This window comes from Shewanella sp. MSW, assembly GCF_007636515.1.
GTDB classification, from domain to species: Bacteria; Pseudomonadota; Gammaproteobacteria; order Enterobacterales; family Shewanellaceae; genus Shewanella; species Shewanella indica.
In genome coordinates this window covers 1-12117 of the sequence record NZ_LVDR01000019.1, presented here as the reverse complement: position 1 = coordinate 12117, position 12117 = coordinate 1, and the positions used below count along the sequence as shown (strand labels likewise).

Annotated in this window: 9 protein-coding genes, 1 rRNA gene and 1 pseudogene; 7 read left to right on the top strand and 4 right to left on the bottom strand. The window is 51.1% G+C overall.

Features of this window, described 5'->3' with window-relative positions; genetic code table 11:
* The first annotated feature begins 44 nt into the window (after positions 1-44).
* The 4 genes from AYI96_RS17130 (at position 45) to AYI96_RS17115 (ending at position 5650) form a co-directional block, all read left to right on the top strand.
* Complete coding sequence (locus AYI96_RS17130) at positions 45-512, top strand: hypothetical protein (RefSeq protein ID WP_260853020.1); 468 nt, start codon at positions 45-47, stop codon at positions 510-512.
* A gap of 115 nt (positions 513-627) precedes the next feature.
* Positions 628-948, top strand: coding sequence for a heavy metal-binding domain-containing protein (locus tag AYI96_RS20610; protein WP_039035183.1), 321 nt, complete (start codon positions 628-630; stop codon positions 946-948).
* 26 nt (positions 949-974) lie between these two features.
* Positions 975-2498, top strand: a complete 1524-nt coding sequence (locus tag AYI96_RS17120) for an efflux RND transporter periplasmic adaptor subunit (RefSeq protein ID WP_144362048.1) — start codon at positions 975-977, stop codon at positions 2496-2498.
* 8 nt (positions 2499-2506) lie between these two features.
* Positions 2507-5650, top strand: coding sequence for an efflux RND transporter permease subunit (locus tag AYI96_RS17115; protein ID WP_039035185.1), 3144 nt, complete (start codon positions 2507-2509; stop codon positions 5648-5650).
* A gap of 61 nt (positions 5651-5711) precedes the next feature.
* On the opposite strand, the gene AYI96_RS17110 is transcribed toward AYI96_RS17115, so the two are convergent.
* Positions 5712-6902 (bottom strand): NAD(P)/FAD-dependent oxidoreductase, encoded by a 1191-nt coding sequence (locus AYI96_RS17110; protein ID WP_039035186.1) that lies wholly within the window; start codon positions 6900-6902, stop codon positions 5712-5714.
* Positions 6903-7364: 462 nt separating this feature from the next.
* Between AYI96_RS17110 and AYI96_RS17105 the strand changes: the two are divergent.
* Positions 7365-8337: pseudogene (locus AYI96_RS17105) on the top strand (IS630 family transposase).
* Here AYI96_RS17105 and AYI96_RS20410 read toward each other — a convergent pair.
* Positions 8273-8488 (bottom strand): transposase, encoded by a 216-nt coding sequence (locus AYI96_RS20410; protein WP_222116214.1) that lies wholly within the window; start codon positions 8486-8488, stop codon positions 8273-8275. The pseudogene AYI96_RS17105 and the gene AYI96_RS20410 sit on opposite strands and share 65 nt — an antisense overlap.
* Before the next feature lie 331 nt (positions 8489-8819).
* A complete protein-coding gene (gene trmA, locus AYI96_RS17100) occupies positions 8820-9920 on the bottom strand; it encodes a tRNA (uridine(54)-C5)-methyltransferase TrmA (protein WP_039036163.1) in 1101 nt (366 codons plus the stop codon).
* Between the two features lie 165 nt (positions 9921-10085).
* On the opposite strand from trmA, the gene murI reads away from it, so the two are divergent.
* Positions 10086-10889: a glutamate racemase gene (murI, locus tag AYI96_RS17095; RefSeq protein ID WP_039036162.1), complete on the top strand. Its 804-nt coding sequence runs from the start codon at positions 10086-10088 to the stop codon at positions 10887-10889.
* A 5-nt stretch (positions 10890-10894) separates the two neighbouring features.
* Here the strand turns inward: murI and AYI96_RS17090 are convergent, their stop codons facing one another.
* Entirely contained in the window at positions 10895-11344 is a 450-nt protein-coding gene (locus AYI96_RS17090) for an RNA recognition motif domain-containing protein (protein ID WP_039036161.1), read from the bottom strand.
* A gap of 562 nt (positions 11345-11906) precedes the next feature.
* On the opposite strand from AYI96_RS17090, the gene AYI96_RS17085 reads away from it, so the two are divergent.
* Positions 11907-12117: ribosomal RNA gene (locus tag AYI96_RS17085) — 16S ribosomal RNA — on the top strand; the annotation flags it as partial.

The following is a 12117-nucleotide window of genomic DNA, read 5'->3' as shown; positions in this document are numbered from 1 at the left end:
CACTTCTTCAGATGTGAGTCATATCAAGGCAAGCTTTTGAAAGCATGGTAGACTATTGGGGTCCATTCTCTCTGGAGTTCAAGCTCAAGATGCTATCGGTTCGCCACCACATCCTGGTTCTGTTTACCATGCTCGCATTGCTCGGGCAGGGTATGCTAACCAATGGACACTGGATGGTGCCAATAGCTGAAGCGCATTCCGGAAAAATGGACTCCACGGCACACTCAATGGCTGCCACCATGGATTGTCACACTCAACAGACAAATGCCAGTCACTGCTGCGATGACTCGCAAATTGATACAGTGCTTCCCGACACTGTGAGTCATTGTTGTGAAGGCAAAGGATTCTGCAAGAGCGACTGTAACCATTGTCTGGTGATATCCGTAGCGGGTACTCTCATTGCCGTCGGTTCCTGGCCGGTGATGTCTCTGCCCGAAGCCGCCGTGGCCACGCCTATGCCTCATTTCCACTCTGTTTCTATCGGCCAGACAATCAAGCCACCCATAGTTTGATATCCAAGGCACACCTGTGCCCAAAATCTGACAATAAATACAAATTTTTAATGGGATAAGCCCCAAGAGTGCACAGTTGCACCTGGCCAAAGCGTATCCCAAACGGAGTGAATCAATGAAAACCTTTATCAGCGTCCTGATTATTGCCCTATTGTCTGTCACCCTGGCCAGAGCCAGCTTCGCAAGTGAACGAGATCATCACCACGGTCAGCAACAAGCCGTGGTAACTGCCGAATATAGCTGCCCCATGCACCCGGAGGTGACAGGTAACAAAGGCGATTCCTGCCCCAAATGCGGCATGTTTCTGGAAAAACCGCAACAAGCCGACTATCACTGTCCCATGCATCCTGAAGTGACAGGCAAGAAAGGTGACTCCTGCCCCAAGTGTGGTATGAATCTTGAGCCTGTAGCTGGCCAGAAACACCACCACCACTAAACAAGCTGTAGCTGGAGATGAGGCATATGAGCGATTCAAACCGTAAACGCCAACGACTGGCCTGTGCGCTTAGTCTGGTGCTGGCTGTCGGCCCGCAATGGAGTATGCAGGCAATGGCCCAGGGCAATCAGCCCCAAGGGCAGGAACAACACAAAGATCATCAACATGGGACGGCAACCCAGGAGTATTACTGCCCCATGCATCCGGAAGTGACCAGTCACGAGCCGGGACGTTGCCCCAAATGCAATATGTTCCTGGTCGAAGAGGAAGAAGAGGAGCCAGGTTCCCATGCCGGTCACGCCGAAGCTACAGAAACCCTGGCTACAGAAACTAAAGCCGCGGAAAACCAGGCTAATGACCATAGCCAGCACGCCATGCAGCAGAGCAAACCCGCATTGGAGATCAAACCAGCTCCTCTGGATCAGGGCAGTAACATCAAATATGTTTGTCCCATGCATTCGCATATCATCAGCGATGTGCCCGGCACCTGCCCCATCTGCGGCATGAATCTGGAAAAAGTCGAGATGGGCGGCCACTCGGAAACCGTTGAGATTGATGTCTCAGGCCAGATGCAACAAGCCTTGGCCCTCAAGGTAGCCAAGGTGGAAAGGGACACGCTGTGGAAGTTTGTCAAAACAGTCGGCCAGATAGACTATGACGAGAGCCAAATCAATCATATCCATGCCAGGGTCAACGGCTGGATTGAAAAACTTAAAGTAAAGTCTGTCGGTGACAGGGTCGAGAAAGGTCAGTTGCTGTACGAGATCTATTCACCGGACCTGGTCAATGCCCAGGACGACTATCTGTTGGCCCAGGAGACGCTGAAACGCTCAGGCAACAGTGCCAACTACCAAGAGCTATTGCGCAAGGCCGGGCTACGCCTCGAACTGCTGGGCATGAACCAAGAGCAGATCAAACAGCTGGCCAAGACAGGCAAGACCCAATACCGGGTTCCTTTCTACGCCCGCGAAAGCGGCGTAGTCAAACAACTCGCGGTGCGTGACGGCATGTATATACAACCTCAGACAGAGGTCATGTCACTGGTTGACCTCTCCAAGGTCTGGGTCATTGCCGATGTGTTTGAAAACGAGCAGAGCTGGCTGGAAGTGGGCCAGACCGCCGAGGTCAATATCCCCGCCATGGGACTCAAGGGCATAGAAGGCAAGATTGATTACATCTATCCCGAACTGGATCCCATCACCCGCAGCCTGAGAGTCAGAGTGGTACTCAACAATGATCAAGCAATGGAGCTCAGGCCCAAGACCTTGGCCAAGGTTTCCCTCTATGGTGGCCCGAAACGCGATACTTTGGTGATCCCTCAGGAAGCATTGATCCAAACAGGCAAGGAAAACCGGGTCATAGTCAAACAGGATGATGCCAGTTTCAGTGCCAGAAAGGTCACTGTCGGCATGTTGAGTCAGGGTAAGGCAGAGATCCTCGAAGGCCTGCATGAAGGCGAAAACGTGGTGATTTCCGGGCAATTCCTGTTGGATTCAGAAGCCAGTCTCAAGGGTAGCCTGATGCGCCTGAGCTCAGGCCACCAGCACTAGGAGGCAACATGCTGAAAAAAATCATTGAAGCCTCCATCAAACAAAGGGTGATGGTGCTGATTGTCACCCTGATGGTGACGGTTTGGGGGATTCAGGCGCTGCGTACCACGCCGCTCGACGCCCTGCCGGATCTGTCCGATGTGCAGGTCATCATCAAAACCGCCTATCCGGGACAGGCGCCCAAGCTGGTAGAGGAACAGGTGACCTATCCCTTGTCTACCGCCATGCTGGCCGTGCCCGGGGCCAAGACGGTGCGCGGCTATTCCATGTTCGGTGACTCCTATGTCTATGTGATCTTTGAAGATGGCACCGACATCTATTGGGCCCGCTCCCGGGTATTGGAATACCTGAGCCAGATAAGCAGTCGTTTACCCGAAGGGGTGCAACCCTCACTGGGGCCCGATGCCTCCGGGGTCGGTTGGATCTATGAATATGCCCTGGTAGACCGCAGCGGGAATCTGGACCTTTCGCAACTCAAGAGTTTGCAGGACTGGTATTTGAAGCTGGAATTGCAGAGTGTTGCCGGGGTATCGGAAGTCGCCACTGTCGGTGGCATGGAACAGACCTATCAGATAGTGCTGGAGCCGGACAAGCTGGCGATTTACAAGCTGGACATCGCCTCGGTCAAGCAGGCGATTACCAAGGCCAACAACGAGGCCGGCGGCTCTGTGGTGGAGATGGCCGAAGCCGAGTACATGGTGCGCGCCAAGGGCTATCGTCAAACACTGGCGGACTTTCGTGAAATCCCGCTGGGGATCACCAGTCCCTCAGGCACACCGCTGCTGCTGAAAGACGTTGCCACCGTACGCAAGGGCCCGGCATCTCGCCGTGGCATAGCCGAGCTCGATGGTGAGGGCGAAGTCGTCGGTGGCATCATAGTCATGCGCTATGGGGAAAACGCCCTGGCGACTATCGAGGCGGTGAAAACCAAGCTGGAAGAACTCAAGGCGGGTCTCCCCGAAGGCGTGGAGATAGTTCCCACCTACGACAGATCGCAACTGATTGAAAACTCAGTCGACAACTTGTTGCACAAGGTGTTGGAAGAGATGGTAGTGGTCGGCATTGTTTGCTTGCTGTTTCTGCTGCACGCCCGCTCGACCCTGGTGGCCGTTATTACCCTGCCACTGTCGATACTGATCGCCTTTATTGTGATGAACAAGATGGGGGTTAACGCCAATATCATGAGTCTTGGCGGTATCGCTATCGCCATCGGGGCCGTGGTGGATGGTGCCATTGTGATGATCGAGAATATGCACAAGCACCTCGAGCATTTCAAACAAGACCATCAGCGCCAACCCGACACCAAAGAGCATTGGAAAATTGTCGCCGAAGCCTCTATTGAGGTGGGCCCGGCACTCTTCTTCTCCTTGCTGATCATTACCCTGAGCTTTGTGCCGGTATTTGCCCTCGAAGCCCAGGAAGGCAGGCTGTTCAGCCCTCTGGCCTATACCAAAACCTTTGCCATGGCGGCCGCGGCTGTGTTGTCAATCACCTTGGTGCCTATCCTGATGGGCTTCTTTATCCGCGGCAAGATCCCCTCGGAAAGCAGCAACCCACTGAGCCGGGTATTGATAGCCATCTACAAACCTATGCTCAATGCCGTGCTGCGCTTCCCCAAGCTGACCTTGCTGGCGGCTCTGGTGGCGCTGGCCAGTGCCTGGTATCCAGTGAGTCATATGGGCAGCGAGTTTATGCCAGAGCTCGAGGAAGGGGATCTTCTGTACATGCCAACAGCCTTGCCGGGCATCAGCGCCAGCAAGGCCGCCGAAGTGCTGCAGCAAACCGACCGGCTGATCAAAACCGTTCCGGAAGTGGCGCGGGTGTTTGGCAAAGTAGGCCGCGCCGAAACCGCCACGGATCCTGCGCCATTGACCATGCTGGAAACCACCATAATGCTCAAACCCAAAGAGCAGTGGCGCGAAGGCATGGATCTCGACGGCATCATTGCTCAGCTGCAAAGTACGGTAAAAGTGCCCGGTCTCACCAACGCCTGGGTACAGCCGATCAAGACCCGTATCGACATGCTGTCTACCGGTATCAAGACACCAGTGGGGATTAAGATCACCGGCGCCGATGTCAATCAACTGCAGGAGATAGGGGCCCAGATAGAAGCGATTCTATCGGCTCAGCCTCATACCAAGTCGGCCTATGCCGAGCGGGTGGGTGGCGGCCGCTACATAGACATCACACCGAAACTCGAGGTGACCTCCAGATATGGCATGACCCTGAGCGATATTCAGGACGTAGTACGTTACGCCATTGGCGGCATGAATATCGGTGAGTCGGTTCAAGGTGCCGAGCGCTATCCCATCAACCTGCGCTATCCAAGAGAGTTGCGTGACAATATCGAAAAGCTCAGAGAGCTGCCGGTGATCACCAAGAGTGGCCACTATCTGCCGCTGCGCAATCTGGCCGACATCGAAATCACTGATGGCGCGCCTATGCTCAAGAGCGAGAATGGTCGATTGATCTCCTGGGTATTTGTCGATATTGACGGCACGTCCATTGGTGAGTATATCGAAGCCGTCAAGCCGGTATTGGAGCAGGAACTGGATCTGCCTGCCAGGTACAGCTACAGCTTTGCCGGTCAGTATGAATATATGCAGCGGGTCGATGCCAAACTGCAGCAAGTGATCCCCATGGCGCTAGCGGTGATCTTCATTCTGCTGATGATGACCTTCGGCTCATCCATGCAGGCCAGCATCATAATGCTGTCGCTGCCGTTCGCCTTGGTGGGCAGTACCTGGTTGCTGTATCTGCTGGACTACAATATGTCGGTCGCTGTCGCGGTGGGCATGATAGCCCTCGCCGGGGTCGCCGCCGAGTTTGGTGTGGTCATGCTGGTGTATCTCAACAATGCCATCAAGCATAAGCAGGACAGAGGCGAATACCACAGAGTGGAAGACCTCAAGGACGCCCTGATTGAAGGTGCAGTAATGCGGATCCGCCCCAAGGCGATGACGGTGGCGACCATCTTCTTCGGTCTGCTCCCTATTATGTGGGGCGCAGGTTCGGGCAACGACGTGATGCAGAAGATTGCCGCGCCCATGGTCGGTGGTATGGTTACCGCCCCAGTGCTGTCGCTCTTTGTGCTGCCGGCGCTCTATCTGCTGATCTACCGTCGCCACTTGAGCAAGGCCAAGGCTGAATAAGCAAACTGATGCTCGCAAAAACGGCTGCCAATGCAGCCGTTTTTTATTGGATTGATCTCAGTTACACCACTTCACCGGCGGCGTAGCCGGAACTCCAGGCCCACTGGAAGTTATAGCCGCCGAGCCAGCCACTGACATCCACCACTTCACCGATAAAATAGAGCCCGGGATGACGCTTGGCCTCCATGGTCTTGGAAGATAACTCATCGGTATCCACACCGCCCAGAGTCACCTCGGCGGTGCGATAACCCTCGGTGCCGCCGGGTTGGATCTGCCAGCAATGGAAATAACTGTCCAGCGCCGCCACATCTGCCTTGGACAGTTGGTTAAAGTTCTTGTTCGGTAATTCACCCAGCTCCTGCAGCCTCTCAACCAAGCGCTTAGGTAACAGCCGAGATAGTCCATTCTTAAGCGACAATTTTGGTGATTCAGCAGTGATTGTTTTGCACCAGTCGACAAAATCCAGGTCCGGCAGTAAATCAAACAGCACACTCTGGCCTGGCTGCCAGTAGGAGGAGATCTGCAGCACAGCCGGCCCGGACAAACCCCTGTGGGTGAATAGCATGGCCTCTCTAAACTGCCTGCCGCATTCGGCTTTGGCGATAACCGGCAAGCTGATGCCGGACAGGCCTTCAAACCTGGCCTTGTCTTCAGGCTGTAAGGTAAAGGGAACCAGCCCGGCAGTGGTCGGCAGCACCTTGATGGCAAACTGCTCGGCGATACGGAATCCAAACGGTGTTGCCCCGAGCTTCGGCATGGACAAGCCACCAGTGGCTATCACCAGAGATTTACAACGGTATTCCCCTTCACTGGTTTGCAGGCTGTAACCACCATCTGTGGCTGCCACAGACAGAATTTCGGTACGCAGCTGAATTTTGACTCCTGCCCAATCGCACTCTGTGGTCAACATATCGACAATATCTTTGGCCGAGTCATCGCAAAACAGCTGTCCAAGGGTCTTCTCGTGATAATCGATGCCGTGCCGCTCGACCATGGCGATAAAGTCCCACTGGCTGAAACGAGCCAGCGCCGACTTGACGAAGTGTGGGTTACTGCAGAGGTAGGCGCCCGGTTCAATGTTCTGATTGGTGAAGTTACAGCGACCGCCGCCACTGATCAGAATTTTGCGCCCCAGTTGTTTGGCGTTATCCAGCAAAAGGACATCCCGGCCCCGATACCCGGCAGTGAGGGCACACATTAACCCTGCGGCGCCAGCGCCGATAATGATCACCTGATGCTGTTTAACTGACATAACGCTCACTCTCTGGCCCAACAAGGGGCAATAAAAAAGGTTCATCGCAGATTAGTGTGGACTGGAAACGAAAACGGTTGGAGTTATTGTTTAGTCGCCAAACAAAAACAATGACCAACCCCAACCATTCTCGATGTCGAATCTTACCTTTACCATTGCGCTCTGGGAAGGCTTTGAAGCCGTCCATACCGAGCAAAATCAACAAACCCTCATCATCCAGCTAAAATCGATTGATAATGGTCACTGTGCTTGCGCAAACCGGCCAAGGCCGTTCAAAACACCCCAAGCAATCTGATGAAGCTCAAGCGGCTTTTAAAAAACTTACCGATGGAAACTAAGACCAATCCGCATTGAAGTCTGATCTAATGGTAGGCAACTCAACACTTATGGTTGGCCCATGAAATCTGAAACTGCCGAAAGCTTGCTTTGCCTCTCTAAAAAAGAAAAAATCCCCAAAAGCGTATGCGGTTACTCGCCGTGTCCATATTTTTGCAATCCCGTAATCGTACTCAAGTAGCGAACCAGTTGAAGGTGGCAAGATCCAGCGTCAACTCATGGGTCTCAAACTATCTTGAACAAGGGCTCGTAGGGCTTGAAGATAAGCAGCGACCCGGCAAAAGACCATCATTGTCCTATGACCAAAAGCGGAGGCTCGCCAGATATATTGAATTCAAAGCACAATCGAATGAGGGAGGCAGGCTAACCGGGGCAGATATCCAATAATACATATTGAGTGAGTTTGGTGTCGAGTACCACCTCAATCATATCTACAAGCTACTCAAAGGCATGGGGTTCAGCTGGATAACCAGCCGCTCCAGGCATCCCAAACAGACTCAAGGCGTGCAGAACGCTTTTAAAAAAGTTTACTCTGGAAACTAACCTTCACACACCTATCCATATACGACCACACCAGATTGATATTTGGTTTCAGGACGAAGCCTGATTTGGTCAGCAAAACCAAACGACAAGACTTTGGGCAAAACGGAGTAGCCGTCCCCGTGCCGTCAAACTGCAGCAGTTTGAATACGCGCACCTCTTCGGCGCAGTCTGCCCCGCAACAGGAGAAACTGAAGCCATCATCACGCCGTTTGTTAATAAGGACATCATGCGCCAGCACCTGGAACTGATCGCCAACCGAACTAAACCAGGACGACATGCTGTGGTGGTAATGGATGGTGCAGGGTGGCATACCAATGACATTGCAGTTGATATCCCCAACTTGTCGATATTCAAATTGCCGTCCTATTCCCCGGAGCTAAACCCCATCGAACAGGTGTGGAGTTGGCTACGCCAACGTCATCTCGCTAATCGCGGTTTCAAAGGATATGAGGACATTGTGGATGTTTGCAGTCAGGCTTGGAACGACTGCGTCAGCAGTACAAAGCGAGTGATAAAGATGTGCACCAGAGACTGGGCGAAAGTGACTGAACTTTAATGCGGAATGGTATTAAAAGCCGCTTGAGCTTTATTAGATTGCTTGGGGGGATATCTAAGCAATGTGCAACATCTGCGATGGAATGGCTACGATCAACAAGCTGTTTGACTGCTCCAACTTGGAACTCTTCAGGGTAATGTTTACCACTCAATGACCAGCTATTTTTCAGTTATTTTATCTAAGGAAGGTGCGAATAAGCCTTTGTGGCGTTCTCTTGTGTAGAGAGCGGGTTGCTGTGAAGGCCCCGAAGTTCGTGGCTTACAGACCAGAATGCTGTGTTGTGTTTCTAGCAAAGGACTAAGGCCATTTGCTACGAACCACGTCTTGCATTTAGTCATGTAAGCCGACGCAGTGCATACATGGGACTTGTTCGCAGTTTCTCTAACTGAGAGGCGTCTAGGAAATCAGTGGCGATTCAGCTTCCATATCCCCCACGCCGTACCTTGAGTTATTCTCGTTATAGTATGGCAACTCTGAAACCTTTATTTAATGCGCTTTAGCAATACACCCGCTTCCATATGGTCGGTATAAGGGAATTGATCAAACAAGGCAAAGCGTCTGATCTCATGAGTCTGACTCAATTGTTCGAGATTCATTGCCAGGGTTTGTGGGTTGCAAGAAATATAGAGAATAGAGTCATAACTCTGTACCAAGTTGACGGTCTCGGGATCCAGGCCAGCTCGCGGTGGGTCAACAAAGATGGTGTTGCAGTCGTAACTCTTGAGGTCTATTCCCTCCAGACGTTTGAAGCTACGTTCACCCGTCATGGCTTGAGTAAACTCTTCGGCTGACATACGAATTATTTGCAGGTTCTCAGTGCCGTTTTGCTCAATATTGTATTGAGCGGAATCGACAGAAGGTTTGGCTAATTCAGTTGCCAGTACCTTAGTGAAATTCTGTGCCAGAGCAATGGAAAAGTTGCCATTACCACAATAGAGTTCAAGTAAATCGCCGTTACTGTCACGGGTACAGTCTATCGCCCATTCCAGCATTTTGGTCGCCACATGGGCATTAGGCTGGGTGAAACTGTTTTCCACTTGTTTATAGATGTATTCCTGCTGGTTGACTTGCAGGCGTTCGATAACGAAATCTCTATCTAAGACAAACTTCTGTTTGCGGGCTCGGCCGATAATATCGACCTTGAACTCTTTCCCGAGTCTTTGTTTCAACGCCTTGGCTTCATCGAGCCAGTTATCATCCAACTGCTTGTGATACAGCAGTGACACCAAAATCTCGCCGGACAGAGTAGAGAGGAAGTCTACTTGAAACAGCTTGTGTCTCAGTATGCTGTTGGGGCGTAGCTCGGCCATCAGTGCTGGCATCATTTGATTGATAAGGGCACTGGCTGGCAGGAATTGATCGCAACGAACCTTGGCTTGTTGTTGTTGGTCAAACATGTAGTAGTAGAGGTCATCTCCGTCATGCCAAACCCGGAATTCTGCTCTCATACGGTAGTGTTTCTGTACCGAGGGAAATACCTCTAATACCGGCGGAGTGAAGCGGGCAAAGGCCTGTTCCAGCTTGAGACGCTTTTGTTCCAACTGCGTGTCATATTGATTGGGGTCCATTGCTTCTAAATTCATAATATTCACTCTTGGCTTAAAACCGGGGGCGCAAATATTATACTACGTGGCGCTTATGTCCAGTTTCATTCCTTTGTGCTTTTATTCAAGCTGTGAAAAAATAAGTTCTTATCTGCTTTCGTGGTTTCAAACCATGACTCGTCTTATATCGTTTAGAGGCTCAATTTGTCACGTCCCATACTGGTTTTTGACTCAGGCATAGGTGGCCTATCGGTGCTGAAAGAGATCCGTAAGCTATTGCCGCTGAGACAGTATTGCTATCTGTTTGATAACGCGCGCTTGCCTTATGGTGAGCTCGCGGAAGCAGAGTTGATAAACGGATGTGTGGACTTGGTTACTACCATGGCCAAGCAGATAGATGCCGCGATAGTGGTCATAGCTTGCAATACAGCCAGCACTTTGGTTCTTCCCGAGTTGAGATCTCAACTGACGATTCCTGTTGTCGGGGTTGTACCCGCTATCAAACCGGCTGCGGCTATCTCCAAGCGAAAGCATATAGGCTTACTGGCCACACCGGGAACTGTCAAAAGGGCTTATACCAAGGAACTGATCAATCACTTTGCCAACGACTGTCAAGTGGAACTCTTTGGTTGTTCAGAACTGGTATTGCTAGCAGAGGCCAAGGCGGCTGGTCAGGCCATAGATATCGCAGAAATGAAGAAGTTACTGCAACCTATCATCTACAGTGAACTAGATGTGCTTGTGCTTGGCTGCACTCACTTTCCTATGCTGAAGCCTGAGCTACAACAAATACTGGGTGATTATGTTGAGTTATTGGACTCCGGTGAGGCGATTGCGAAGAGAGTGAAGAATCTACTGCAATATCAGCAGGAAACCGCTGACTTAGATCAACCAAGTAATGAATGGGCTTTTTATACCAGCGAGAGAATTACTGAAGGATTGAAATCAACGCTGGCCGAGTATGGTTTTGCTCAAACGGCCAAGACCTCGACCAGCGTGATGACGTAGGACTACTATTCCTGTTTATCTGAATCTTGCGATTTGGCTTCACGTACTTTCAGGGTGCGCTCCTGGAATATGAAGTCATTTAGTTTGGTCATCGCCTTTTGAGCGCCGGACTCTGACATTTCCACAAAACCAAATCCTTTACGTCTGCCGGTTTTGCGATCTCTCACTAAACGAACAGAATTCACTGGACCGTATTCCTCAAATAATAACTTTACTTCAGTGTCGTGTGCTCTGTAAGGGAGGTTACCCACGTAGAGAGTCATGGTTGGGCCATTGTAAGTTTCTTGTCCTTTAGCTTGAGCCTGGCTTGGACTGGATGTGAATGCATAAACTGCAGCAGCAAGGAGTGCACCAACAGGGAAGGCCAAAAATGCAGGCAGTTGAGGCATGAGTTGGTATATCGCAAGCGCGCCCAGAATGGCGATGCCCAACACAATCAAAAATGACTTTTGCATAAGAAATGTTCTCTGTGAAGAATAATTGATAAATTACTGTTAAAAGCAATGACTATGGTAATGAATTATTTACCTTTAAACCAGACTGACGCCCAAAAAATGACCTTTGCTCTCATTTTTAAACATAAGCAGGACCTTTAAGCTAAGTTTTTTATGCAAAAAGGCTATTAAATGGCCTTCGAGGTTAAAAGGTAGGCGCTTAGTGTAAGGGGGAGTAAAAAGCTCTTGCGCTATTGGCTGGCCTCCCTATAATGCGCTCCCACTGACACGACACAGCGGCAACGCGAAAGACGTGGCAGGGTCGAAGAAAAGAGGCTCTCGAGTCCTTTCAACGACAGGCGAAAAAAGATGGTAAATACCTCTTGACGCCGCAGCAGGAAAGCGTAGAATACGCAGCCCTGACCCGATGGGAACCATCGCGGTACTGCTCTTTAACAATATATCAAGCAATCTGTGTGGACACTCACAGGCATTGAGAAATCGACAAAACGATTTAACTCGATGAAGAGTGTTCATACGAACAGAATTCATTGAGTCGATTCTTCGGAATCAACCAAAACTTTAATTGAAGAGTTTGATCATGGCTCAGATTGAACGCTGGCGGCAGGCCTAACACATGCAAGTCGAGCGGTAACATTTCAAAAGCTTGCTTTTGAAGATGACGAGCGGCGGACGGGTGAGTAATGCCTGGGAATTTGCCCATTTGTGGGGGATAACAGTTGGAAACGACTGCTAATACCGCATACGCCCTACGGGGGAAAGCAGGGGAACTT